General features: G+C 66.3%; 24 protein-coding genes. 20 read left to right on the forward strand and 4 right to left on the reverse strand.

Features of this window, described 5'->3' with window-relative positions; genetic code table 11:
- Window positions 1-58: 58 nt before the first annotated feature.
- The 18 genes from NX774_RS20665 (at window position 59) to tatC (ending at window position 12885) form a co-directional block, all read left to right on the forward strand.
- Entirely contained in the window at window positions 59-970 is a 912-nt protein-coding gene (locus NX774_RS20665) for an ABC transporter ATP-binding protein (protein ID WP_258824172.1), read from the forward strand.
- Complete coding sequence (locus NX774_RS20670) at window positions 967-1734, forward strand: ABC transporter permease (protein WP_258824173.1); 768 nt, start codon at window positions 967-969, stop codon at window positions 1732-1734. Before NX774_RS20665 ends, NX774_RS20670 begins: the two co-directional genes overlap by 4 nt.
- Window positions 1735-1755: 21 nt before the next feature.
- A complete protein-coding gene (locus NX774_RS20675) occupies window positions 1756-1992 on the forward strand; it encodes a BolA family protein (protein ID WP_258824174.1) in 237 nt (78 codons plus the stop codon).
- A gap of 2 nt (window positions 1993-1994) precedes the next feature.
- Window positions 1995-3245: a UDP-N-acetylglucosamine 1-carboxyvinyltransferase gene (murA, locus tag NX774_RS20680; protein ID WP_258824175.1), complete on the forward strand. Its 1251-nt coding sequence runs from the start codon at window positions 1995-1997 to the stop codon at window positions 3243-3245.
- Between the two features lie 8 nt (window positions 3246-3253).
- Entirely contained in the window at window positions 3254-3925 is a 672-nt protein-coding gene (gene hisG, locus NX774_RS20685) for an ATP phosphoribosyltransferase (RefSeq protein WP_258824176.1), read from the forward strand.
- Between the two features lie 2 nt (window positions 3926-3927).
- Entirely contained in the window at window positions 3928-5250 is a 1323-nt protein-coding gene (gene hisD / locus NX774_RS20690; RefSeq protein WP_258824177.1) for a histidinol dehydrogenase, read from the forward strand.
- Entirely contained in the window at window positions 5247-6077 is an 831-nt protein-coding gene (locus NX774_RS20695; protein WP_258824178.1) for a DNA-methyltransferase, read from the forward strand. Before hisD ends, NX774_RS20695 begins: the two co-directional genes overlap by 4 nt.
- A complete protein-coding gene (hisC, locus tag NX774_RS20700; protein ID WP_258824179.1) occupies window positions 6074-7165 on the forward strand; it encodes a histidinol-phosphate transaminase in 1092 nt (363 codons plus the stop codon). The genes NX774_RS20695 and hisC overlap by 4 nt, the downstream gene beginning before the upstream one ends.
- A gap of 20 nt (window positions 7166-7185) precedes the next feature.
- The gene (gene hisB / locus NX774_RS20705) at window positions 7186-7776 is read left to right on the forward strand and encodes an imidazoleglycerol-phosphate dehydratase HisB (RefSeq protein ID WP_258824180.1); all 591 of its coding nucleotides are present in this window, start codon (window positions 7186-7188) and stop codon (window positions 7774-7776) included.
- A gap of 28 nt (window positions 7777-7804) precedes the next feature.
- A complete protein-coding gene (hisH, locus tag NX774_RS20710; RefSeq protein ID WP_258824181.1) occupies window positions 7805-8443 on the forward strand; it encodes an imidazole glycerol phosphate synthase subunit HisH in 639 nt (212 codons plus the stop codon).
- A 31-nt stretch (window positions 8444-8474) separates the two neighbouring features.
- The gene (hisA, locus tag NX774_RS20715; RefSeq protein ID WP_258824182.1) at window positions 8475-9251 is read left to right on the forward strand and encodes a 1-(5-phosphoribosyl)-5-[(5-phosphoribosylamino)methylideneamino]imidazole-4-carboxamide isomerase; all 777 of its coding nucleotides are present in this window, start codon (window positions 8475-8477) and stop codon (window positions 9249-9251) included.
- 4 nt (window positions 9252-9255) lie between these two features.
- Window positions 9256-10017: an imidazole glycerol phosphate synthase subunit HisF gene (gene hisF, locus NX774_RS20720; protein WP_258824183.1), complete on the forward strand. Its 762-nt coding sequence runs from the start codon at window positions 9256-9258 to the stop codon at window positions 10015-10017.
- A 10-nt stretch (window positions 10018-10027) separates the two neighbouring features.
- The gene (hisI, locus tag NX774_RS20725; RefSeq protein WP_258824184.1) at window positions 10028-10447 is read left to right on the forward strand and encodes a phosphoribosyl-AMP cyclohydrolase; all 420 of its coding nucleotides are present in this window, start codon (window positions 10028-10030) and stop codon (window positions 10445-10447) included.
- Between the two features lies 1 nt (window position 10448).
- The gene (locus tag NX774_RS20730; RefSeq protein ID WP_258824185.1) at window positions 10449-10787 is read left to right on the forward strand and encodes a phosphoribosyl-ATP diphosphatase; all 339 of its coding nucleotides are present in this window, start codon (window positions 10449-10451) and stop codon (window positions 10785-10787) included.
- Window positions 10788-10916: 129 nt separating this feature from the next.
- Window positions 10917-11291, forward strand: coding sequence for a histidine triad nucleotide-binding protein (locus tag NX774_RS20735; protein WP_258824186.1), 375 nt, complete (start codon window positions 10917-10919; stop codon window positions 11289-11291).
- A gap of 84 nt (window positions 11292-11375) precedes the next feature.
- The gene (gene tatA, locus NX774_RS20740) at window positions 11376-11621 is read left to right on the forward strand and encodes a Sec-independent protein translocase subunit TatA (protein WP_258824187.1); all 246 of its coding nucleotides are present in this window, start codon (window positions 11376-11378) and stop codon (window positions 11619-11621) included.
- A 16-nt stretch (window positions 11622-11637) separates the two neighbouring features.
- A complete protein-coding gene (gene tatB / locus NX774_RS20745; RefSeq protein WP_258824188.1) occupies window positions 11638-12129 on the forward strand; it encodes a Sec-independent protein translocase protein TatB in 492 nt (163 codons plus the stop codon).
- Window positions 12130-12885: a twin-arginine translocase subunit TatC gene (tatC, locus tag NX774_RS20750; protein ID WP_258824189.1), complete on the forward strand. Its 756-nt coding sequence runs from the start codon at window positions 12130-12132 to the stop codon at window positions 12883-12885.
- Window positions 12886-12939: 54 nt separating this feature from the next.
- Here the strand turns inward: tatC and NX774_RS20755 are convergent, their stop codons facing one another.
- The 4 genes from NX774_RS20755 to NX774_RS20770 form a co-directional block, all read right to left on the reverse strand.
- Window positions 12940-13737 (reverse strand): CsgG/HfaB family protein, encoded by a 798-nt coding sequence (locus tag NX774_RS20755; RefSeq protein WP_258824190.1) that lies wholly within the window; start codon window positions 13735-13737, stop codon window positions 12940-12942.
- A gap of 210 nt (window positions 13738-13947) precedes the next feature.
- Entirely contained in the window at window positions 13948-15855 is a 1908-nt protein-coding gene (locus tag NX774_RS20760; RefSeq protein ID WP_258824191.1) for a DUF885 domain-containing protein, read from the reverse strand.
- 104 nt (window positions 15856-15959) lie between these two features.
- Window positions 15960-20084 carry a DEAD/DEAH box helicase gene (locus NX774_RS20765; protein ID WP_258824192.1) on the reverse strand — a complete coding sequence of 1375 codons (4125 nt, stop codon included), beginning with the start codon at window positions 20082-20084 and terminating at the stop codon, window positions 15960-15962.
- A complete protein-coding gene (locus NX774_RS20770; RefSeq protein WP_258824193.1) occupies window positions 20081-22012 on the reverse strand; it encodes a dipeptidyl-peptidase 5 in 1932 nt (643 codons plus the stop codon). Before NX774_RS20770 ends, NX774_RS20765 begins: the two co-directional genes overlap by 4 nt.
- Window positions 22013-22107: 95 nt before the next feature.
- On the opposite strand from NX774_RS20770, the gene hemE reads away from it, so the two are divergent.
- Both hemE and NX774_RS20780 read left to right on the forward strand, forming a co-directional pair.
- On the forward strand, window positions 22108-23190 hold the full coding sequence (gene hemE, locus NX774_RS20775; protein ID WP_258824194.1) for a uroporphyrinogen decarboxylase: 1083 nt from the start codon (window positions 22108-22110) through the stop codon (window positions 23188-23190).
- A gap of 531 nt (window positions 23191-23721) precedes the next feature.
- Complete coding sequence (locus NX774_RS20780; RefSeq protein WP_258824195.1) at window positions 23722-25743, forward strand: primosomal protein N'; 2022 nt, start codon at window positions 23722-23724, stop codon at window positions 25741-25743.

Genomic DNA, 25743 nt, shown 5'->3' on the forward strand with positions numbered 1-25743 from the left:
CCCCTATAATGGGTCGTTTCCCCGCAAGGCGGCCGCTCCTGGCCGGCCTCGAACAAGAATGACAGCGATCCAGATTAGCAACGTCGAGAAAAGCTACAAGGGCTTCAAGGCCCTCAAGGGCGTTTCCCTGACGGTCGAAGAAGGCGAATTCTTCGGCCTGCTCGGCCCCAACGGCGCCGGCAAGACCACCCTGATTTCCACCGTGGCCGGCCTGATCCGCCCCGATGCGGGCAGCGTGACCATCCACGGCCACGACGTCGTCACCGATTTCCGTGAAGCGCGCAAGAAGCTCGGCGTGGTGCCGCAGGAGCTGGTGTTCGACCCCTTCTTCACCGTGCGCGAGACGCTGCGCCTGCAGTCCGGCTACTTCGGCATCAAGAACAACGACAAGTGGATCGACGAGGTGATGGAAAACCTCGACCTGACCAACAAGGCCGACGTCAACATGCGCGCGCTCTCCGGCGGCATGAAGCGGCGCGTGCTGGTGGCGCAGGCGCTGGTGCACAAGCCGCCCGTGATCGTGCTCGACGAGCCGACCGCCGGCGTGGACGTGGAACTGCGCCAGACCCTGTGGAAGTTCATCGGCCGCCTGAACCGCGAAGGCCACACCGTCGTGCTGACCACCCACTACCTTGAAGAAGCCGAGGCCATGTGCCAGCGCGTGGCCATGCTCAAGCTGGGCAAGGTGGTGGCGCTCGATTCGATGCAGGGCCTGCTGCGCCGCGTGTCCGGCTCGCAGCTGGTGGTGCACATCAAGAGAGGCGCGCTGCCCGAGTCGCTGCGCGCGCTGGTGTCGCACGATGCGAGCGGCAACGGCAACCGCGTCAGCCTGCGCGTCAATGCGCCGTCCGAGGTCGAAGGCATCCTTGCGCGCCTGCGCGAAGGCGGCGCCGTCATCGACGAGATGCAGCTGCAGCAGGCCGACCTGGAAGACATTTTCATCCAGATCATGGAAGGGGAAGCCCAATGAGCATGCTGTCCGTGGGTTTCCGCACCCTGTTCTACAAGGAGACGCTGCGCTTCTGGAAGGTGGCCACGCAGACCATCGCCGCGCCGATCGTCACCTCGATGCTGTACCTCCTCATCTTCGGCAACGTGCTCGAAGGCCGGGTCGAAATGCTCGAAGGCGTGACCTACACCGCCTTCCTGATCCCGGGCCTGGTGATGATGAGCGTGCTGCAGAACGCGTTCGCCAACTCCTCGTCCTCGCTGATCCAGTCCAAAATCACCGGCAACCTGGTGTTCATCCTGCTGCCGCCCCTGTCGCATTGGGAGATCATCTCCGCCTACGTGGCGGCCTCGGTGGTGCGCGGCATCGCGGTGGGCGCCGGTGTCTTTTTGATCACGGCCTGGTTCGCGCACCTGGCGTTCACGGCGCCGCTGTGGATCCTGGTGTTTGCCTTCCTGGGCGCCGCGATCCTGGGCACGATGGGCGTGATCGCCGGTATCTGGGCCGAGAAATTCGACCAGCTGGCCGCGTTCCAGAACTTCCTGATCATGCCTGCCACCTTCCTGGCCGGTGTATTCTATTCAATCAAGAAGCTGCCGCCGTTCTGGCTGGCAGTCTCGCATTTCAATCCGTTCTTTTATATGATTGACGGGTTCCGCTACGGCTTCTTCGGCAAGTCGGATGTCTCGCCCTGGACCAGCCTTGCCATTGTCGCCGTGTTTTTCGCGGTGCTGGCAGCCGTCGCCATCAACCTGCTCAAGCGCGGCTACAAGCTGCGCCACTAAGAACGCTTTCAAGGAATTATCGTGGCGACCACTCCCGAACTGATCCACAGTTACATCAAGAACGGCCTCGAATGCACCCACCTCGAGGTGGAAGGCGACGGCCAGCACTTCTTCGCGACCATCGTCTCGCCGGCCTTCGAAGGCAAGCGCCTGATCCAGCGCCACCAGCTGGTGTACGCGGCGCTGGGCGAGCGCATGCGCGAAGAGATCCACGCGCTGTCGATGAAAACCCTGACCCCGGCCGAATACCAAGGATAAGCATGGACAAGCTGCAGATCGTGGGCGGCAAGCGCCTGCAGGGCGAAATCGCCATCTCCGGCGCCAAGAACGCGGCGCTGCCGATCCTGTGCGCGGGCCTGTTGACCGCGCAGGACGTGAAACTGACGAACGTGCCGCACCTGCACGACGTGAAGACCATGCTCAAGCTGCTGGCCCAGACCGGCCTGTCGGTGGAGCAGGACGGCGAGAACGTCACGCTCAACGGCGCCAACATCGACAACCTGGTTGCGCCTTACGAAATGGTCAAGACCATGCGCGCCTCGATCCTGGTGCTCGGCCCGCTCTTGGCGCGCTTCGGCGAAGCCAAGGTCTCGCTGCCGGGCGGCTGCGCGATCGGCTCGCGCCCGGTGGACCAGCACATCAAGGGCCTGCGCCAGATGGGCGCCGAGATCAGCATCGAAGGCGGCTACATCCACGCCAAGTGCGCCCGCCTGAAGGGCGCGCGCATCCACACCGACATGATCACCGTGACCGGCACCGAGAACCTGTTGATGGCAGCCGTGCTGGCCGAGGGCGAAACGGTGCTGGAAAACGCCGCACGCGAGCCCGAGGTGACCGACCTGGCGCACCTCTTGGTGAAGATGGGCGCGAAGATCGACGGCATCGGCACCGACCGCCTGGTGATCCAGGGCGTGAACGCGCTGAACGGCGCAAGCCACGGCGTGATCTCCGACCGCATCGAGGCCGGCACCTTCCTGTGCGCGGTGGCGGCCACCGGCGGCGACATCGTGCTCACCCGCACCCGCACCGACATCCTCGACGTGGCGCTGGACAAGCTGCGCGAGATGGGACTGGACCTGACCCTGGGCGAGAACACGATCCGCGCGCGCATGGACAAGCGCCCGCGCGCGGTCTCGTTCCGCACCACCGAGTACCCGGGCTTCCCGACCGACATGCAGGCGCAGTTCATGGCGGTGAACGCCATCGCCGAGGGCGCCAGCCGCGTCACCGAGACGATTTTCGAGAACCGCTTCATGCACGTGCAGGAGCTCAACCGCCTGGGCGCCGCGATTGAAATCGACGGTAACACCGCCTTCATCCAAGGCGTGGACCGGCTGGTGGGCGCGCCCGTGATGGCAACCGACTTGCGCGCCTCGGCGTCGCTAGTCATCGCCGGCATAGCGGCCCAGGGCACCACCCTGATCGACCGCATTTACCACCTCGACCGCGGCTACGACCAGATGGAAGTGAAGCTGTCGGCAGTGGGCGCGGATATCGTCCGCATCAAGTAACGATTTATATGAATAACACCAATACGGCTGAACCACAGCTCATCCTGGCGCTGTCGAAGGGCCGCATTTTCGAAGACACCCTGCCGCTGCTGGCGGCAGCCGGGATCACGGTCACCGAGAACCCGGAGACCTCGCGCAAGCTGATCCTGCCCACCAACGACCCCGGCGTGCGCGTGCTGATCGTGCGCGCCAGCGACGTGCCGACCTACGTGCAGCATGGCGCCGCCGACTTCGGCGTGGCCGGCAAGGACGTGCTGCTCGAGCACGGCGGCGAGGGCCTGTACCAGCCGATCGACCTGAATATCGCGCGCTGCCGCCTGTCGGTGGCCGTCAACGCCGGCTTCGACTACGAAACCGCGGTGCGCCAGGGCGCGCGCCTGCGCGTGGCCACCAAGTTCGTGCACACCGCGCGCGAGCACTTCGCGTCCAAGGGCGTGCACGTGGACCTGATCAAGCTGTACGGCTCGATGGAGCTGGCGCCGCTGGTGGGCCTGTCCGACGCGATCGTGGACGTGGTCTCGACCGGCGGCACGCTGCGCGCCAACAACCTGGTCGAAGTCGAAAAGATCATGGAAATCTCGTCGCGGCTGGTGGTGAACCAGGCCGCGCTCAAGCTCAAGCGCGAGCGGCTGCAGCCGATTCTCGACGCCTTCGAGCGCGCATCAAGGACACAAGGCTGATCATGGCAGTACAAATCCGCAAACTCGACTCCACCGCGCCCGGCTTTCAGCAAACCCTGTCGGCACTGCTGGCCTTCGAGGCCGAGACCGACGATGCGATCGAAGGCGCGGTCGCCAGGATCCTCGCGGACGTGAAAAAACGCGGCGACGCCGCGGTGCTCGAATACACCAACCGTTTCGATCGCATTCCGGGCGGCGCCGCCAGCATGGCCGCGTTTGACCTGCAGCAGCAGGAACTGGACGAGGCCTTGGCCGCGCTGCCCGAAGCGCAGCGCAAGGCACTGCAGACCGCGGCCGAGCGCATCCGCGTGTTCCACGAACGCCAGAAGCAGGAACTGAACGGCTTCACCTACACCGAGCCTGATGGCACCGTGCTGGGCCAGCGCGTCACGCCGCTGGACCGCGTCGGCATCTACGTCCCGGGCGGCAAGGCCGCCTATCCGTCGTCGGTGCTGATGAACGCGATTCCGGCACAGGTGGCGGGCGTGAAGGAAATCGTGATGGTGGTGCCGACCCCGGACGGCGTGAAGAACCAGATGGTGCTGGCGGCTGCCGCGATCGCGGGCGTCACCCGCGTGATCACCATCGGCGGCGCGCAGGCGGTTGGCGCGCTGGCTTACGGCACCGAGACCATTCCGGCGGTGGACAAGATCGTCGGCCCCGGCAATGCCTACGTGGCCGCCGCCAAGCGCCGCGTGTTCGGCACCGTGGGCATCGACATGATCGCCGGCCCGTCCGAGATCCTGGTGCTGTGCGACGGCACCACCGACCCGGACTGGGTGGCGATGGACCTGTTCTCGCAGGCCGAGCACGACGAGCTGGCGCAGGCCATCCTGCTGTGTCCGGACGCGGACTACATCGCCAGGGTGGAAGCGAGCATCCACAAGCTGCTGCCGACCATGCCGCGCAGCGCGACGATCGAGACCTCGCTGTCGGACCGTGGCGCGCTGATCAAGGTGCGCGACATGGATGAAGCCTGCGCGATCGCCAACGCCATCGCCGCCGAGCACCTGGAGATCTCTGCCGAGCACCCGCAGCAGTGGGCCGACAAGATCCGCCACGCCGGCGCCATGTTCCTCGGCCGCTTCTCGTCCGAGTCGCTGGGCGACTACTGCTGCGGCCCGAACCACGTGCTGCCGACTTCGCGCACCGCGCGTTTTTCGTCGCCGCTGGGCGTGTACGATTTCCAGAAGCGCTCCTCGATCATCAACGTGAGCGAGGCCGGGGCGCAGACGCTCGGCCGCGTGGCCGCCGAGCTGGCTTACGGCGAAGGGCTGCAGGCCCACGCCAGGAGCGCGGAGCTGCGCCTGAAGCCCGCCTCATGAGTGCGGGCTGGGTCAACCAGGTCTTCTGCGAGGATGCGCTGGCCGGCATGGCGCGCATCCCGGATGCTTCGATCGACCTGATCCTGACCGACCCGCCCTACAACCTCGGCAAGGACTACGGCAACGCCTCGGACCAGCAGAGCGTGGAGGACTACCTGGCCTGGACCGAGCAGTGGATCGACACCGCGCTCCCAAAGCTCAAGCCCAACGGCAGCCTGTACATCTTCCTCACCTGGCGCTTTGCGCCGGAGATCTTCGTGATGCTGAAAAAGCGCATGACGATGATGAACGAGATTATCTGGGACCGCCGCGTGCCCTCGATGGGCGGCAGCACCCGCAGCTTCTCGTCGGTGCACGACACCATCGGCTTCTTTGTCAAGCGCCGCGATTACTACTTCGACCTGGACGCAGTGCGCATCCCGTACGACCCCGAGACCAAGAAGGCGCGCTCGCGCTCGATCTTCGTCGGCGCCAAGTGGCTGGAAGTGGGCTACAACCCCAAGGACGTGTGGAGCGTGTCGCGCCTGCACCGCGAGCATCCCGAGCGCGCCGACCACCCGACCCAAAAGCCGCTCGAGATCATCGAGCGCATGGTCAAGGCATCGTGCCCGCCGGGCGGCACCGTGCTCGACCCGTTCATGGGCAGTGGCACCACCGCGCTCGCGGCCAAGCGAACGGGCCGCAATTTCACCGGTTTTGAACTGAATCCCGCCTACTGCGAGATCATCGAAGCGCGGCTGGCCGCGCCCGACATGGCGCCGGCAGTCGCCAGGAAACGCAAGGCCGCGGCCAAGGCCGCGCCGCTACAAAAGGAGGGAACGGCATGAGCTTTCTCGATAACCTGATCGCCAACACCATTCGCGCCGACGTGCGCGCCGAGAAGGGCTACCACGTGCCCGACGCCAGCGGCTACATCAAGCTGGACGCGATGGAAAACCCGTACGAGCTGCCGCGCGAGCTGCGCCGCGAGCTCGGCGAACGCCTGGCCGAGGTGGTGATCAACCGCTACCCGCTGGCCTCGTACACCACCCTCAAGGAGCGCGTGTGCGCCAAGATGGGCGTACCGGCCGGCTATGACGTCTTGCTTGGCAACGGCTCCGATGAGCTGATCAGCATCATCGACACCGCGCTGGCGCGCCAGGACCGCCGCGCCGTGGTGCTGGCGCCGTACCCGTCGTTCGTGATGTTCGAGCGCAGCGCCCGCCTCACCGGCATGGACTTCGTCAGCGTGCCGGTCAAGGAAGACTTCACGCTCGACATGCCGGCCATGCTGGCCGCCATTGCCGAGCACAAGCCGGTGGTGGTGTACCTGGCCTACCCGAACAACCCGACCGGCAACCTGCCGGACGACGAAGACGTGGTGCGCATCGCCCAAGCCCAGGGCGAGCATGGCCTGCTGGTGGTGGACGAAGCCTACCAGCCGTTCGCCCGCAAGAGCTTCATGGGCCGCCTGCCGCAGCACCCGAACATGATCGTGATGCGCACCCTGTCCAAGCTGGGCCTGGCCGGCATCCGCCTTGGCTACATGTCGGCCGCGCCGGAACTGCTGGCGCAGTTCGAAAAGGTGCGCCCGCCCTACAACGTGAACGTGCTGACCCAGGCCGCGGCCGAGTTCGCGCTCGACCACGTCGGCGTGCTCGACGAACAAGCCGCGCGCCTGAACGAGGAACGCACCCGGCTGCAGCGCGAACTGTCGGCCCTGCCGGGCGTGCAGGTGTTCCCGTCGGCCGCCAATTTCCTGCTTGTGCGGGTACCCGATGCGGATAAGACTGTCGACAAACTGCTCGCGGAGCGGGTGCTGATCAAAAATTTGAGTAAAATGGGCAAACTGCTGTCCGGCTGCATCCGCGTCACGGTCAGCACGCCGGAAGAGAATTCCGTATTCCTGAATGCCCTGAAGGCATCACTGGGTTGAACTGACAGAGCATTTCCATCATGAGCCGCACCGCTGAAATCACGCGCAACACCAACGAGACGCAGATCCGCGTCGCGATCAACCTCGACGGCACCGGCAAGCAAAAGCTGAACACCGGCGTGCCCTTCCTCGACCACATGCTCGACCAGATCGCCCGCCATGGCCTGATCGACCTCGAGGTGGAGGCGGTTGGCGACCTGCATATCGACGCGCACCACACGGTCGAGGACACCGGCATCACGCTGGGCATGGCCGTGGCCAAGGCGATCGGCGACAAGAAGGGTATCCGCCGCTACGGCCATGCCTACGTGCCGCTGGACGAGGCGCTCTCGCGCGTGGTGATCGACTTTTCCGGTCGCCCGGGCCTGGAACTGCACGTGCCGTTCACGCGCGCCATGATCGGCACCTTCGACGTGGACCTGACCGGCGAATTCTTCCGCGGCTTCGTCAACCATGCCGGCGTGACCCTGCACATCGATAACCTGCGCGGCCAGAACGCGCACCACCAGTGCGAGACCGTGTTCAAGGCATTCGGCCGCGCGCTGCGCATGGCCACCGAGCTTGACGAACGCGCCGCTGGCACCATCCCGTCCACCAAAGGCAGCCTGTAACCAGACACCGGCCCCCGGATTTTCAGATATGAACAAGATAGTAGTGGTCGACTACGGCATGGGTAACCTGCGCTCCGTGGCGCAGGCCTTGTCCGCGGTCGCGCCCGAGGCCAGCGTCGTCATTTCGGGCGAGGTGGCCACCATCGACAGCGCCGACCGCATCGTGCTGCCCGGCCAGGGCGCCATGCGCGACTGCATGAAGAGCCTGCGCGAGTCAGGCGTCGAGGAAGCCCTGCTGCGCGCCGCCAAAACGCGCCCGATGATGGGCGTGTGCGTGGGCGAGCAGATGCTGTTCGACCGCAGCGAGGAAGGCGACACGCCCGGCCTGGGCCTGCTGCCCGGGCGCGTGGTGCGCTTCGCGCTGGACGGCAAGCTGCAGCCCGACGGCTCCCGTTTCAAGGTCCCGCAGATGGGATGGAACCGCGTGAAGCAGGTGCGCGCGCACCCGCTGTGGGACGGCATCCCTGACGACAGCTATTTCTACTTCGTGCACAGCTACTACGCGGTGCCGGCAGATGCGGCCGACACGATCGGCGAGACCGACTACGGCGCGCCGTTCTGCTGCGCGGTGGCGAAGGACAATGTCGTCGCCACCCAATTCCACCCCGAGAAAAGCGCGGCCGCCGGCCTGCGCCTGTATCGCAATTTCGTCCACTGGAATCCTTGATCCCAACCTGTCCAACCCAACGTCAACGACCATGCTGCTGATTCCCGCCATCGACCTGAAAGACGGTCACTGCGTTCGCCTGAAACAGGGCGACATGGACCTCGCCACCGTGTTTTCCGAAGATCCCGCCGAGATGGCGCTGCACTGGCTGAAGAAAGGCGCGCGCCGCCTGCACCTGGTGGACCTGAACGGTGCCTTTGCCGGCAAGCCCAAGAACGAAGCGGCGGTCAAGTCCATCCTCAAGGTGGTGCAGGACTTCGCCGTCGAGAACGAAGTCGACGAGATCCCGGTCCAGCTGGGCGGCGGCATCCGCGACCTCGACACCATCGAGCGCTACCTCGACGACGGCATCAGCTACATCATCATCGGCACCGCGGCGGTCAAGAGCCCGGGCTTCCTGCACGACGCCTGCGGCGCCTTCCCGGGCCACATCATCGTCGGCCTGGACGCCAAGGACGGCAAGGTCGCCACCGACGGCTGGAGCAAGATGTCCGGCCACGAGGTCATCGACCTGGCCCGCAAGTTCGAGGGCTACGGCGTGGAATCGATCGTGTACACCGACATCGGCCGCGACGGCATGATGGCCGGCGTGAACATCGACGCCACCGTCAAGCTGGCCAAGGCGGTCAAGGTGCCGATCATCGCCTCCGGCGGTGTACACAACCTGTCCGACGTCGAGGCACTGTGCGCCGTGCAGGACGAAGGCATCGAGGGCGTCATCTGCGGCCGTTCGATCTACGAGGGCACGCTCGACCTGACCAGCGCGCAGCAGCGCGCCGATGAACTGACCGAGGGCACCGAAGCCTAAGCTTATGCTTGCAAAACGCATCATCCCCTGCCTGGACGTGACCGGTGGCCGCGTGGTCAAGGGCGTCAACTTCACCGAGCTGCGCGACGCCGGCGACCCGGTCGAGATCGCGCGCCGCTACGACGAGCAGGGCGCGGACGAAATCACCTTCCTCGACATTACCGCGTCTTCCGACGGCCGCGACCTGATCCTGCCGATCATCGAAGCGGTGGCATCGACCGTGTTCATCCCGCTTACCGTGGGCGGCGGCGTGCGCAAGGTCGAGGACGTGCGGCGCCTGCTCAACGCCGGCGCCGACAAGGTATCCATGAACACCTCGGCGGTGCAGAACCCGCAGCTGGTGTTCGACGCCTCGCAAAAGCACGGCGCCCAGTGCATCGTGGTGGCGATCGACGCCAAGCAGGTTGCGCCCGGCAAGTGGGAAGTGTTCACGCACGGCGGACGCAACCCGACGGGCCTGGACGCCGTGGAGTGGGCGCGCAAGATGGAAGAGCTGGGCGCGGGTGAACTGCTGCTCACCAGCATGGACCGCGACGGCACCCGCTCCGGTTTCGACCTGGGCCTGACGCGCGCCGTGTCCGACGCGGTCGGCATTCCCGTGATCGCTTCCGGCGGCGTGGGCGGCCTTGCCGACCTGGCCGACGGCATCACCAAGGGCCACGCCGACGCGGTGCTGGCCGCCAGCATCTTCCACTACGGGCAGCACACGGTGGGCGAGGCCAAGCGCTTCATGCGCGAGCGCGGCATCCCGGTGCGGCTGGACTGAAGGAACAACGATGGCACCGACAACCGCGGCGGCGAACGCCAAGTGGCTCAAGAAGATCAAGTGGGACGAGCACGGCCTGGTGCCGGTGATCGCCCAGGAAGCGGCGACTGGCGACGTGGTCATGTTCGCCTGGATGAACCGCGACGCGCTCGCCAAAACGGTGGAGCTGGGCGAGGCGGTGTACTGGAGCCGCTCGCGCAAGAAGCTGTGGCACAAGGGCGAGGAGTCCGGCCATGTGCAGAAGGTGCTCGAGATTCGCCTGGACTGCGACGACGACGTGGTGCTGCTCAAAATCGAGCAAGCCGGCGGCATCGCCTGCCATACCGGGCGCCATTCGTGCTTCTTCCAGAAGTTCGAGGGCGACGACTGGCACACCGTGGAGCCAGTGCTGCGCGATCCGGAAATGATTTATACCAACCCGAAGAAATAACATGAGCACAACCCTGGCGCGCATTGCGCAGGTGATCGAATCGCGCAAGATCGAGAACGGCGGCGATCCGGCCAAGTCGTATGTGGCCAAGCTGTTCGCCAAGGGCGACGACGCCATCCTCAAGAAGATTGGCGAGGAAGCCACCGAGACCGTGATGGCGGCCAAGGACGCGCGCGTGTCTGGCGACGCGTCCAAGGTGCTGTACGAATGCGCCGACCTCTGGTTCCACTCGATGGTGATGCTGGCCAACTTTGGCCTGACGCCGCAGCAGGTGCTGGACGAGCTGGCCCGGCGCGAAGGGCTGTCGGGCCTTGAAGAAAAAGCAGCGCGCAAGGAATGACGAAACATTAAACAACGTCATTCCCGCGCAGGCGGGAATCCATGCTGAGTTTGCGACCAAGTTGGCGCTTCCATACCGCACACTCAGCATGGGTCCCCGCCTTCGCGGGGACGACGCACGGAGGACAACATGGACAACTGCATCTTCTGCAAGATCGCCGCAAAACAAATTCCCTCCACCACCGTCTATGAGGACGACGACCTGCTCGCCTTCAAGGACATCAACCCGGCCGCCCCGGTGCACCTGCTGGTGATCCCAAAACAACACATCGCCACGTTGTCTGATTGCAATGACAGCCACGCCGCGCTGCTGGGCAAGATGCTGGCGCTGGCCCCGAAACTGGCCGCCGAGCACGGTATTGCAGTGCAGCAGGATGCCGACGGCAAGCTCAGCGGCGGTTTCAAGACCCTGATCAACAGCGGCCCGAACGGCGGCCAGGAGGTCTACCACCTGCACCTGCACGTCTACGGCGGCCCGCGTCCGTGGCGCGGACTCGGAACTTAACCCTGGTTCTGTCCACGGCAGCAGCGCATCGCTTATACTGTCGGTTGGTTCTTGGGCGGGATGCGCCCTTGCAAGGAGAAAACAATGGGTTCGTTAAGTATTGGCCACTGGCTGATCGTGCTGGTGGTGGTAGTGCTGATCTTCGGCACCAAGAAGCTGGGTAACGTCGGTTCCGACCTGGGCAAGGCGGTCAAGGGCTTCAAGGACGGCATGAAGAACGACGAGGAAAAGCAGCCGGCTGCCAGCCAGCAGGCCCAGCCGCAGCCGCCGCAGCAGGTAGCTGACCAGACGACCATCGACGTGGAAACGCGCGAAAAGACTCGTCACTGATACCTGACCGCGTTCCATGATCGATCTCGGTCTTTCCAAGCTCGCGCTGATTGGCGTGGTGGCGCTGGTGGTGATCGGCCCTGAAAAGCTGCCCAAGGTGGCGCGCATGGCCGGCACCTTGTACGGTCGCGCCCAGCGTTACCTGAACGAGGTCAAATCCGAAGTCAGCCGCGAAATCGAGCTGGAGGAGTTGCGCAACCTGCAAAAGGACGTCGAGCAGACCGCGCAGTCGTTCAAGGAAGAGGTTGAGAAAAGCGTCTCCAGCAGCATCGGCGAGGTCGAATCGGCCTGGCGTGGCGACGTTCCGGCGGCCCCGCCGGCGCCCTCGGCCACCGTCACCGACCTCGAGCGCAAGGCGCGCGACTTCCGCCGCAAGAAGCTGGTTCGCAGCTCCGCCATTCCGGCCTGGTACAAGAGCCGCAACGGCGTGCGTGGCCGGGTGATGTCGGGCGCCGCGCGCGTGCGCAAGTACCGCCCCGCCGCCAAATCCAACAGATCGTTTTTCTAGATGACCGACCAAGCCTCGGGCGAAGAGTCCTTCATTTCCCACCTGATCGAGCTGCGTGACCGCCTGGTCAAGGCGATGATCGGCGTTGCCCTCGTCTGCCTGGTGCTGCTCCTGTGGCCGGGGCCGGCGCAAATCTATGACTTTTTGGCCACGCCGATGATCGAGTCGCTGCCGGTCGGGTCCAAGATGATCGCCACCGGCGTGGTGGCGCCTTTTTTTGTGCCGTTCAAGCTCACGCTGCTGCTGGGCCTGATCATCGCGCTGCCGTGGGTGTTCTACCAGATCTGGGCGTTCGTCGCGCCGGGCCTGTACGCGCACGAAAAGCGGCTGGTACTGCCGCTGGTGATCTCGTCGTCGCTGCTGTTCGTGCTCGGCGTGGCGTTCTGCTACGTGTTCGTGTTCAAGCGCGTGTTCCACTTCATCAGCGAGTTCGCGCCCACCTCGATCGCCGTCACGCCGGACGTGGACAACTACCTCGACTTCGTCATGTCCATGTGCCTGGCCTTCGGCGCCACGTTCGAGGTGCCGGTGGTGGTGGTGATCCTGGTGCGCATGGGCATCGTCAGCCTGCAGAAGCTGCGTTCGATCCGCCCTTACGTGGTGGTCGGCGCCTTCGTGGTCGCGGCCATCGTCACGCCGCCGGACATCGTCAGCCAGCTGTCGCTGGCCATTCCGATGTGCCTGCTGTACGAGCTGGGTATGCTGGTCGCCCCGATTTTCGTGCGCGCCACGCGCTCGCCGGAAGAGACCGCCTGAGCACCGTAGGGTGGGCGGGTTTCCCGCCCACGCGTTCAACCGCCGTATGCAGGCTCAGTTCGTCTTGAGCATCCCACCATTGCCCAGCCCCCCGGCCACCGACTGCGCCCGGTAATTGCGCACGGCGCGCACCATCTGGTTGTACGAATCCATGAACGATGCCGCCAGCACCTTGCCCTGCGGCGTGTTCGAAAATCCGTTCGCGCCCGCCAGGCCCCGGTCGAAGAAGGTGCCCATCATCCCGATGTCCCAGTTGCGGGCGCTGCCCTCGGCGGCCGCCAGCTGGATGCCGGAGCGGTTATCGACCAGCAACAGCATGGTCGAGGCCTCGTTCGACTTCATCGACCCCGTCAGCAGCGAGGCCACCGAACCGATGCGCCCGCCCAACAGGCCGCCGACGCCACCGGTATTTTTCTGGCTGAAGGTGATCGACGGCGTCATCGTGTAGTCGGCCGCGACCATCTGCCCCTTGCCAAAGTTGCTGGTGCGGCGCAGTTCGCCGCCCTGCATCAGGGCGCGCTCGGTCTGCATGTTGGCCATCGCCTGGCCACGCTCGACGATCACGAAGCAGTTCGATTGCTGGACGATCATGCGCAGCAGCGGCACCGTGCTGCGCAGCCGGTAGTCGGCCGACATCTGCTGCAGCCAGGGCTGGCTGGCCTCTTCCACGATCGACATCGTGCCCAAGGATTGCGGACAGTGCTCGAGCTGGCTGTTGACGTTTTCGCCAGTCGCGCCTGCCGCCGCACCGGTGGCGACGGTCTTCGCGCCCGACGAGCCGATCGACGGGGTGGTGGCGCAGGCGGCCAGCAGCATGGGAAGGAACAAGCAGGCGATCCGGGGCGGCTTCATGAGATACCTTTCGGAAATGTTGGCGGGGGACTTTGGCTATCGTATCCACCAGAAAACATTTCCTGCTTGTTCGGACGCAAGCTGCTGCCTTGAGGCAAGCCGAGAACCGTCGTCCCGACGAGAGTCGGGACCCATGCTGAGTAAAACGGGGCAGCAGCGCGTGCCAGCTCAGCAAGGGTCCCGTCGTGCGACGGGACGACGGCGGTGGGGCTATTGTTGCTGCATCAGCTCGCCGATCACGCGCACCGGCGCGTTGCCGTAGCTGAGGAACTGCTCGTTGAACTGGCGCAGGTCGAAGCGTTCGCCCAGCGCCTGCTTGCGTTTCTCGCGCAGTTCCATGATGTCGCTGTAGCCGCTGAAGTAGCTGGTCAGCTGCACCGACGACAGCTGCACCCGGCGCCACTTCTCCTCGGCTTCCTGGCGCGTCTGGAAGGCCTGGCGCACCAGCAGGTCCAGCGCCTGCTCCTGCGTCATGCCCAGCACGTGCACGCTGTAGTCGAGGATGGTGTTGGTCACGCTGCGCAGGTTCCACTTGCACCACATGAGCCACATCTCCGGCGCATTGTCGCCATAGCCGGCGTCGAGCATCAGGCGCTCGCCGTACACCGCCCAGCCCTCGATCATGGCGCCGTTACCGAACAGCGACTTGACCAGCGACGGCGAGCGGTTCGCGTACACCAGCTGCGCGTAGTGGCCCGGAATCGCCTCGTGCATGTTCAGGATTTGCAGCATCCAGTCGTTGTACTCGCGCAGGCTGCTCTCGGCCTGGGCCGCGCTCATGCCGTCCATCGGCGTGACGTTGTACCAGGTCTTGTCACGCGGGCGATACGGCCCCGGCGCATCGATGCTGGCGCCAGCCACGCCACGCTGGTAGATCGGCGTTTCGCGCACTTCCAGCGGCTTCTTCGGGTCCAGCGCGAGCAGGTTGTGCGAGGTCACCCACTCCTGCAGCTGCGGGATCTGGCGGCGGATCTCGGGGAAGAAGTTCTCGCGCGTGGTGTGGTGCTCGGACAGCTTGTCGATCACCATACCGATCTTCTTGATGCGATCCTCGGGCTTGGCCGTGCTGCCCATGGTTTTGGTCCACAGCTGGTCGGCCAGCGTGTCCATGCGCGCCAGGAGCTCGTCGCGCGCGGCCAGCGCCTTGCGGTAGGTCTGCTCGGCGGTGGACGACGACTGGATCTCGAGCGCGAACTTCTGCTCATACAGCTGCTTGCCGATCCTGAACGAGCGCGCGTGCTGCATCTGCTGCTGCGACTTGTCCAGGTCCGCCAGGTACTCCACCCACGCCAGCAGCGCGCTGCCCGCGTTGGCCACGCGCTGCGCGAAGATCGCCTTTTCCTGCGGCGTGAGGCTGGTGTCGTCCTGCGCCGCCTTGCCCAGGTCGGCCAGCACCACCAGCGTGCCCGGCGCCTGCGACAGCGCCAGCAGCGTGTGCTCGTGGGTCGGGTTGACGATCGACGACTGCGCTGCGCGATAGTAGTCGGGCACGCGCGCCAGGCGCTTCAAGATCGTGCGCAGCCGCTGCGGCTTGGCCGCGTACTCGGTGTTCATGATCAGGTCGAGCGATTGGGCCACGTTGTACTGCGCCGGGTTCCACTCGAACTCCTTGAACGTGGCCAGGCGCCAGCGGTCGTTCTCCAGCTTGTTGATCAGGAGCGCCTGGTCGGTGCGCTGCTTGGCCGACAGCCGCTCCGATTTCAACGCGCGCAGCTTCTCCAGCCATTCTTCGGTAAAGGCCAGGCGCTTGGCGCGCGTCTCGCGGTCGGGAATGGTCACGCGTGCGGCGGTGTCGAACTTGCCCACTTCGATCGCGCCCTCGGGGTCGATGCGCCACAGCGCGGTCAGGAACTGCATGGACAGGTTGTCGAACTGCCGGTCGGGCCAGCGTTCGGCTGCCGGCTGCACTGCGGCGGCTTTCGCCGGTGCTGCCTTGGGGGCGCTCTCTTTCACCACGCTCGCTTTCGCGGCGGCGTGCTTCGTCGATTTGCCGGACGCCTTGGCTTTGACGACCTTCGCTGGTTTGGCCTTGCCTGCCTTGCCATGCTTGGCGGCGCTCGCTGGCGCCAGCGCAAAGGTGGACAGCAGCACTGCCACGGCGATCTTCGTTTTCATCATCTCTGCGGCCTTGTAGTTACGCGCGGAGCCCAGAACTGCCGGGTCCGCAAAAACCGCATGATCACATGGAACGCGCCGCCGCGCCAGCACCGGGGCCGGCCAGGTCAGCGTGCCAGGCCCTGGCCAAGCATCGCCAGCATGTCCTGCGGCGACATGCGCGCTGCCGCGTCGGTCCCTTCCAGCAGGCTGTCGGCCAGCTCGCGTTTGTGCTGGTGCAGTTCGACGATGCCTTCCTCGATCGTGCCGCGCGCGACCAGCCGGTAGATGGTGACGGGACGCTGCTGGCCCATGCGGTGCGCGCGGTCCGAGGCCTGGTCTTCGACCGCGGGGTTCCACCACGGGTCCATGTGGATCACATAATCGGCCGCGGTGAGGTTGATGCCCACGCCGCCGGCTTTCAAACTGATCAGGAACACGTCGCCATCGCCGGCCTGGAATGCGTCCACGCGCCGCTTGCGCTCCTGCATGGGCGTTGCGCCATCGAGGTACTGGTACGCGATGCCGCGCTCGTCCAGGTGCTTGCGGATCAGCGACAGGTGATCGACGAACTGGCTGAACACCAGCACCTTGTGATGGTTCTCGAGCAGGTCGTCGAGCAGGTGCGCGAATGCGGCCAGCTTGCTGCTGGCGATGCCAAGGCCGGGCGCGGCCAGCTCCGGATTGCAGCAGGCACGGCGCAGCTTCATCATCTCGGCCAGGATCGCGATCGCCTTCTGGCTTTGCGGCGCTTCAAGCGAAGCCAGCTTGTCCAGCGCCTCGCGCCGCAGCGATTCGTACAGCGCCCGCTCCTGCTCCGACAGCTCGACCGGCAGCACGATCTCGGTGCGCGGCGGCAGCTCGGCCAAGACCTGTGCCTTGGTGCGGCGCAGGATGAACGGCTGGGTCAGGCGCCGCAGGCGCGCGCGGGCGCTGCTTTCGGCCCGCTTATCCTGTGCTTTTTCGATGGGGCCGGCAAAGCGCAGCTGGAACTGGTCGGCCGTGCCCAGCAGGCCGGGGTTGATGAACCTGAACAGGTTCCACAGCTCGCCCAGGTGGTTTTCCAGCGGCGTGCCGGTGGCGACCATGCGAAAGTCACCCTGCAGCGCCATCACCGCTTTCGAGCGCTGCGTGTTCGCATTCTTGATGGCCTGTGCTTCGTCCAGCACGATGGTGTGCCAGTGCTTGTTCGCAAACAGCGGCGCTTCCAGCTGCAGCAGGCCGTAGCTGGCCACGATCAGGTCGAATGGGCCGGCGTCCTCCAGCATCGGCGCGCGCTCGCCCGGGCCGAACAGCTTCACGTTCAGCGTGGGCGCAAAGCGCGCCGCTTCGGCGATCCAGTTGGTGCACACCGAGGTGGGCGCAACCACCAGTACCGGGCCCTCCGGCGCGCGCGACAGGATCAGGGCCAGCGCCTGCAGCGTCTTGCCAAGTCCCATGTCGTCGGCCAGGCACGCGCCCACGCCCCAGTGCGCCAGCCGGGCGAGCCAGTTGAAGCCGTCGAGCTGGTAGTCGCGCAGCTCGGCCTGCAGCGTGCCCGGCAGCCTGGGCACGAAGGTCTCGATCTCCTGCATGCGCGACAGGTGCTCGCGCCATGCCTTGTCGGTCTTGACGCTGCCAGCCTCGCGCGCCAGTTCTTCCAGCGCAAAGCTGGCCAGCGCATGCACGCGCACGCCGTCGCCTTTCAGTTCGCCAAAGCCGGCCAGGTCCATCAGGCGCCGGTGCAGCTCGGCCGACAACGCCACGAACTCGTTCTCGCCCAAAGCGACAAAGCGGCCGTCGCCTTCGCGCAGGCGCTTGAGCAGGGCACGCAGGTCCAGCACCTTGTTCTCGTCCACCACCAGGCTGCCCTCGGCCGCGAACCAGTCCTTGTCGCGCTTGATGTTGATGCGCACCGACTTGGCCTCGACCCGCTTGCTGACCTTGAACGACTGGCCGTCCGGCCACGCCACCACGACCTTGCCGGCGTCCAGCTCCTGCAGCTCGGCCAGCAGTTCCAGGCAGCGCAGCGGCTGGGCCAGCAGCCATTCTCCGTGTTCGAATTCGGCATGTTCGAGCGCGTGGCAGCTGCCGACCAGCGCGCGTTCGGCGTCGCGCTCGCCGTTCAGGTCGCGCCGCGCTTCCAGGCGCACGCCGGATACGTCGGCGATCACGCTTTCGGCGCCTTCGCCCGGCCGGTAGTAGGGGCCGGCGTCGGGCAGCGGGCGCACCAGCACCTGCATGCGCAGGCCCTGCTGGTAGGGCAGCAGGTGCACGTGCAGGCGTGCGTCGGCCTCCACCTGTTCAATGTCCGCCGCGCTGCTGCCGATGTCGGACTGCACCGTCACGATGGACGACACCGCGCCGATGGCTTTCAGCACCTGCCGTTCGGCTTCCAGCGGCACCACCAGGCCATCGCCGACGATGGCTGCGATGCGCCGGTGCTCTTCCTTGATGCGCACGATGCGCAGGCGCGTGGGCGTCTCGCGCGTGATGACGACCTCGCCGCGCTGCTCGCGCAGCGGCGGCTGCAGCGTGATCGTGACCTTGCCGTGCCCGGCCTTGACCAGGAGCTCCGGTTCGCCCGGCAGCAGCTCCACCCGCGTGCCCGGCGCGTCCATCCAGAACAGCAGCGGGTGGCCGGCCAGCGCGGCCAGCGCCTTGTCCAGGTCGAACTCGTAGCGCACGCCGCTGCCGTAGTAGCGGTAACCGCCGATGGCGCTGGCTGCCTGCATGTCCTGCGCGGTCAAAAAGTCGAGCGTGGCCGCCTCTTCGACCAGGCGCTTCAGGCCCAGGGCGCGCCCGCGTGTCCAGTTGCCCTGTGCGTCGCGCTTCTGCTCGCGCGGTTCGATGTCGCGCACGCCCAGGTGTGAGTCGTAGGCGATCAGCCACACCAGCCGCGATTCCTGCTCCGCCGGGGCGGCCGGGGTCTCGGCCTGCAGGCTGATGAGCGCGTTGAGCTGGCGTTCCCACGGCTGCTCGCGCTCGAACCACAGCGCCATATCCGAAAAGCGGTGCCGCTGGCGCAGCTCGATCGCCTCGCGCTCGCGGCCCACCGCGCCAAGGCCGCCCAGCACCGATGCCAGTTGCGCCGCAACGAAGTCGAAGCCCGCCTGCCGCGCCAGTTCGATGTTCTGTTCGGCCTGCGCCCGTCGCTCGGCGGACAGCGGCACGCCAAGCCAGAAATGCAGCAGGGCGCGGAACATGAACGGCTGCAGCGCGCTTTCCCAGTTGCGCGAGGCGAGCACCTCGGCGTCGACCATGCCGCCGCGGATCTGGCGCAGCATCGACAGCTGCTGGTACACCGCCGTGTCGTGGCTTTGCACCGCGCGCGTGGCTGTGTCGAGGTAGGCGTCCAGCGCCTTCTGGTGTTTGGCCGCGCCGCTCCTCATCATGGCCGTCGCGTACAGGTGGCCGCCGATGCCTTCGAAGATGGCCTTGCGCTTGCCGGTCTCGCGGCGCAGCGCCTTGAGCGCCTTGTCCAGCGTGTCCAGCGCGGGGTCGAGCTCGTCGCGCAGCAGGAGTAGCAGGCCGCGAAAGAGCAGGTCGGCCGAATCGTCCAGGTCGTGCAGCAGGGCTTCCATCTCCGTGAGGCGAGCGCACAGCAGCAGCTGCTCGGCCAGCGCCACCCGCAGCGCCATGGAGGCGCCGCCCTGCGCCACGTAGTCGATGGCATGCTCGCGGATGGCCGGTGCGGCGGCCGGTTCGCGCTGGACGTTCTTGACGAGGACGGCCAGCACGTCGTCGCGCAGGACCGGGTTGATGCGGTCGAGCAGCGCCGGTTCGAACGGCCGGGCGCAGATCTCCACCAGCGGGTGCAGGTAGGCGGCCTCATGGCAGCGCAGGCACGCGGCCAGCAGCGGACCCACGATCTTTGGCCCCTCGCCGCCGACCAGCGCCAGGCGTAGCAAGGCCAGCCCTTGCCGGTAACTGCGCAGCATCGGCGTGCCCTGCCAGTCCAGCCGCAGCGGCATCATCTGGGCGTACACCTCGCGGAACTCGTCCAGCCTGCGCTCCCTGAGCACCTGTTCGATCGCCGGCCAGGTCGCGTCCGGCGCCGCGACCACGCCGCGGCCCGTCACCATGGTTGCAAGGCCCAGTTCCTGCAGCCGCGCCAGGTCCGCGGCAAGGTCTTCTTCCGAGGCGAAGGCGTCAAGCGAAGTGATGTGGCTGAACAGGCGGCTCCTGCCCATCGGCTCGCCGGACAGGGCGAGCAAGGCAAGGATGTTTTTCTGCCGCGCGCTGCAGGCCTCGAACGCCTCCCTTGTGCTCATGCAGCCAGGTTCTCGATCGCCACCGGCGCCAGGCCCTGCGGGATGGGAATGCCGAAGATGCGCAGGTAGAAGTACAGCTCGGCCTCGAGCGTGCGCACGATGCTGTCGGCCTTGCGGAAACCGTGTCCCTCGCCTTCGAGCGTGATGTACGCCACCGGCACGCCGCGTGTGCGCAGCGCCTGCACCATCACCTCCGACTGCTGCGGCGGCACCACCTTGTCGTCCAGGCCCTGGAAGAAGATCATCGGGCGCTTGAGCTTGTCGGTGTGGTGGATCGGCGAACGTTCGGCGTACACCGCATCGGCCCGTGCTTTGGGCGCGATCAGGTACTCGTTGTAGTGCGACTCGAACTTGTGCGAGTCCGCGTCCAGCCCCGCCAGGTCGGACACGCCGTAGTAGCTGGCGCCGGCCTTGAACACGTCGTGGAAGGTAAGCGCGCACAGCGTCGTGAGCCCGCCCGCGCTGCCGCCGCGAATGACCAGCCGTTCGCGGTCCACCAGTTGCTGGTCGGCCAGGTAACGCGCGCCGGCCACGCAATCCTCCACATCGATCACACCCCACTGGCCCTGCAGCGCATCGCGATAGGCACGGCCAAAGCCGGTGCTGCCGCCGTAGTTCACGTCCAGCACCGCGATGCCGCGGCTGGTCCAGAACTGGGTGGCCAGTTTCAGGGTGCTGGTGGCCATGCCGGTCGGGCCGCCGTGCCCGATCACGATCAGCGGCGGCCGTTCGCCGGCGGCCGGTTCAAAGTCGGCATTGGCCGGCGGGTAGAAGAATGCGTGCGCGGTGCGGCCGTTCGCGCTGGGGTAGCTGATGGTGCGCGGCACCGACAGGTAGCCTGCATCGGGCACGTTGGCGATGGAGCGCGCCAGCACCTCGCGCTTGCCGCCGGCAAGGTCGATGCGCGCAAGTTCCAGCGCAATGGTCGGCGCGCCGCCCAGGATCGCCAGCGTATCGCCGCAGACGCGCAGTTCGCGGATCTCCTGGTAGGGATTGTCGATCGGGGTCAGCTGGCCATTGGCCAGGCGCGCCAGCTTGCTCACGCCCTGTTCGATATAGGTGCAGATGATTTCGGACGCGGAGCGAAAGCCGTACATCGCGCCGCCGAAGGTCCAGTGCGGGCCGCCGAATTCGGCTTCGCGCGGGCACAGCGCGGCCACCACGCCATCGTCGAAGCGGTACAGGTTCCACCAGCCGGTGCGGTCCGACACGAAGTGCAGCACGCCGGACGGCGACCACTCCGGCTGGCAGATCGACTCGCTTGGTCCGCCCGCAACCAGCCGCCCGTTGAGCAGGCTGCCGTCGCCCGCGATGTCGGCCACCCACAGCTCGGTGCCCTGCCACGGCATGCGCGGGTGGTCCCAGCACAGCCAGGCCAGCTGCCGCCCGTCGGGCGAGATGCGCGGCGCGGCGTAGAAATCGTTGCCGTCCACGAGCACGGTCTCGCGGCCGTCAAAGCCGATCGCACAGATCGTATTGACCGGATAGGCGTGCCCGGGCGAGTGATCCTCGCGCACGCCGACCAGGCGCTTGCGGGCCGCGTCGGCCACGAAGTCGGCGTAGCGCAGCGTGCCGCCGGCGCAGATCGGTGCCGGCTCGCCGTCCTCGCCGATGCGGTACAGGCAGCTGTCGGCGTAATGCGAGAACCACACGCCACCGCCGGCGACGGCAAACGCGCCGCCGCCGTATTCGTGCACGCGGGTGCGCACGTTGAAGGGCGCGGGCGTGACCTCTTCCACGGTGCCTGCGCGCTGGCGCAGCAGCGTGTTGCGGCCGCCTTCGCTGGCGCGGCCCGCCAGCCAGTACACGTCGGCGCCGTCGAGCATGACCTGCGACAGTGGCGCGGCGCCGGCGGCAACGACATGGGCGGTGATCGGGGAACTCCAGGTGCCGCACGGCGCGGCCTGTTTGCGGTTCGGGGCGGTCATGGGAAGGGGCGAAATCGGTTGGCTGGAACTGCATTATAAGTGCGCGTCCGGGGATGCGATAATAGCTGCTTTCCCCACGCCTTTTATTGTCTGCCATGCCACAATTCGCCCCGCTCAAGAACGACACCTTCCTGCGCGCCCTGCTGCGCCAGCCGACCGACTACACCCCGGTGTGGCTGATGCGGCAGGCCGGGCGCTACCTGCCGGAGTACCGCGCAACGCGGGCCAAGGCCGGGTCGTTCATGGGGCTGGCCACCAATCCCGACTATGCCACCGAGGTGACGCTGCAGCCGATCGACCGCTATCCGCTGGATGCGGCGATCCTGTTCTCGGACATCCTGACCGTGCCCGATGCGATGGGCCTGGGCCTGTACTTCGCCGAGGGCGAAGGTCCCAAGTTCGAGCGCTCGGTGCGCACCGAAGAACAGGTGAACGCGCTCGCGGTGCCGGACATGGCCTCGCTCGACTACGTGTTCAAGGCCGTCACCCAGATCCGCACCGAACTGAATGGCCGCGTGCCGCTGATCGGCTTTTCCGGCAGCCCGTGGACGCTGGCCTGCTACATGGTCGAAGGCGGCGGCTCGCGCGAATTCCACACCATTAAAAAGATGCTGTATTCGCGCCCGGACCTGATGCACCGCGTCCTCGACATCAACGCCCAGGCCGTGGCCACTTACCTGAACGCCCAGATCGACGCCGGCGCGCAGGCCGTGATGATCTTCGACTCGTGGGGCGGGGCGCTGGCCGACGGGGCCTACCAGGAGTTCTCGCTGCGCTACATGCAGCAGGTGGTCAGCCAGCTGCAGCGCGAGAAGGACGGCGTGCGCATTCCGGCGATCGTGTTCACCAAGGGCGGCGGCCTGTGGCTGGACGAGATGGCGGGCATCGGCGCCGACGCGCTGGGGCTGGACTGGACCGTCAACCTGGGCCGCGCGCGCGCGCTGGTCGGCGACCGCGTCGCCCTGCAGGGCAACCTGGACCCCGCGATCCTGTTCGCGCAGCCGGAGCAGATCCGTGCCGAAGTGGAGCGCTCGCTCACCGCCTACGGCACCCCTTCGGCCGGGCACGGGCACGTGTTCAACCTGGGCCACGGCATTTCGCAGTTCACGCCGCCGGAGTCGGTGAGCGCCATGGTCGAGGCGGTCCACGACGTCAGCCGGCGCCAGCGCGCGGCCTGAACCGGCCTCATGTTCACAGTGTGAAACTCACACTTGTTCACACGTTGCACAAATGCAAGAAAAGTTGCTGTGGAAATGTCCAGTGATCGTTGGGTGCTGTAAGCGATTGAATCTGCAAGGGTTTTTTGTTTTAGAGGTTTTCCTCTAGCCAGATTTGCTTGCGGCATCCTCGGATCCGAAGAAGTTTTCGGTGTTTTGTTCACAAAGTTATCAACAGGGGCTTGTCGATTCGACCAAAAAGTCCTTCGTTTACCGGGGTTTACAGCGAAACTTGAAGTGTTGGATGAGCTTTCTGCTGCGTTGCGATATATTTTATGCACTGCCCGGGCTCACTTATGCACAACGATTGGGCGGCAAGCAGCAAATCGTGAGCCTGGCGCGGGGATGATGCCAACTCATTGATAACAAAGGAAAAATCGCTCTAGAATTTGCACGCGAGCAAATCCAATCTTGAGCTAACGTAAACTTCATCGCGGGTCAAGCCCCCATTGTCCACAAAGTTTTCCACAACCACCGCCAGCAAGGCCTAGATTGTCCTACTGCATCCTACAAGTCGCCCTGGATACGCCGCTCGACAGCTGGTTCGACTACCGCTGGCCATGCGCTCCCGGCGAGGAGCCGCAGGTCGGCCAGCTGGCACTGGTGGACTTCGGACGGCGCGAGGCGGTGGGCCTGATCGTCGCGGTCAAGCGCGAATCCGACGTGCCGCCCGAAAAACTGAAGGACGCGATCGCCGTGCGCACCCAGCTGGCGCCGCTGTCGCCAACCTGGCTGGCGCTGGCGCAGTTCGCCGCAGACTACTACCAGCGCCCGCTGGGCGAGGTGGCCTTGCCCGGCCTGCCCAAGAACCTGCGCGTGGGCACCACGGTGCCGCTCGACCGCGCCATCAAGAAGCTGGCGAAGCAGGAAGCCGTGCACGACCCCGCGCCCGCCGGCATGCCGGTGCTGAACCCGGCCCAGCAGCTTGCGGCCGATGCCATCGGCAGCGCCCAGGGCTTCGCGCCGATGCTGCTGTATGGCGTCACCGGCAGCGGCAAGACCGAGGTGTACCTGCAGGCCTGCGCCCAGGTGCTGGCGCGCGAACCCGACGCGCAGATCCTGGTCATGGTCCCCGAGATCAACCTCACGCCCCAGCTCGAAGGGAACATCCGCGCGCGTTTTCCGGGCGTGATGGTCGCCACGCTGCACAGCAGCCTGGCCGAAGGCGAGCGCATGCTGCACTGGCTCGCCGCGCACGAGGGCAGGGCGCGCATCGTGCTCGGCACGCGCCTTGCGATCCTGGCTTCGCTCCCCAGGCTCAGGCTCATCGTCATCGACGAAGAGCACGACCCGTCGTACAAGCAGCAGGAAGGGCTGCGCTATTCGGCGCGCGACCTTGCGGTGTGGCGCGCGCACCAGCTGGGCATCCCGATCGTGCTGGGCTCGGCCACGCCGTCGCTGGAGACCTGGCACCACGCGCAGTCGGGCCGCTACCGCAAGCTGGAGCTGCGCGAGCGCGCCGTCAAGGACGCGGTGCTGCCGCGCGTGCGCCTGGTGGACACCGAGCGTGACCGCCCGCGCGAGGGCCTTTCCAGCCAGCTGGTGGCGGCGCTGCGCCAGCGCATGGAGCGCGGCGAGCAGTCGCTGCTGTTCCTGAACCGGCGCGGCTACGCGCCCGTGATCACCTGCGAAGCCTGCGGCTGGATCAGCAACTGCACGCGCTGCAGCTCGTTCATGGTGCTGCACAAGCCCGAGCACCGGCTGCGCTGCCACCACTGCAGCCTGGAGCTGCGCATCCCGCGCGCCTGCCCGGACTGCGGAAACGTGGACCTGCAACCGCTCGGGCGCGGCACCCAGCGCGTGGAGGAAGGCCTGCAGGCCATGTTCCCGGAGGCGCGCATCCTGCGCATCGACGCCGACTCCACGCGCCGCAAGGGCAGCGCCCAGGCCGCGTTCGACAGCGTGCACCGCGGCGAGGTGGATATCCTGGTCGGCACGCAGATGGTCGCCAAGGGCCACGACTTCAAGAAGCTCACGCTGGTCGGCGTGCTCAATCCCGACACCGCGCTGTTCTCGCAGGACTACCGCGCCAGCGAGCGCCTGTTCGCGCAGCTGATGCAGGTGGCCGGCCGCGCCGGGCGCGCCGGCCGTGGCGAGGGCGCCAGCGAATCGGAAGTGCTGATCCAGACCCGCTACGCGACCGATCCCTTGTACGCGGCCGTGGTCAACCACGACTATGAGCGTTTCGCCGGGTCGCTGCTGGCCGAACGCAAGCAGGCGGCGCTGCCGCCCTTCATGTACCAGGCGCTGCTGCGCGCCGAAGCCCGCCAGCTGGCCGACGCCATCGGCTTCCTGGAATCGGCACGCGAACTGCTGGTGAGTGAAGCGGTCTTCATCAACGACCCGATCCCCATGACGATGACGCGCGTGCACAACATGGAGCGCGCCCAGCTGCTCGTGGAATCGAGCTCGCGCCCTGCGCTGCAGGCTTTTCTCAAGGCATGGATGGCCGACCTGCGCGCGATGAAGACGCGCGTGCGCTGGTCGCTCGAGGTCGATCCCCTCGATATCTGA

The organism is Massilia agilis, assembly GCF_024756255.1.
Taxonomy (GTDB): Bacteria; Pseudomonadota; Gammaproteobacteria; order Burkholderiales; family Burkholderiaceae_D; genus Telluria; species Telluria agilis.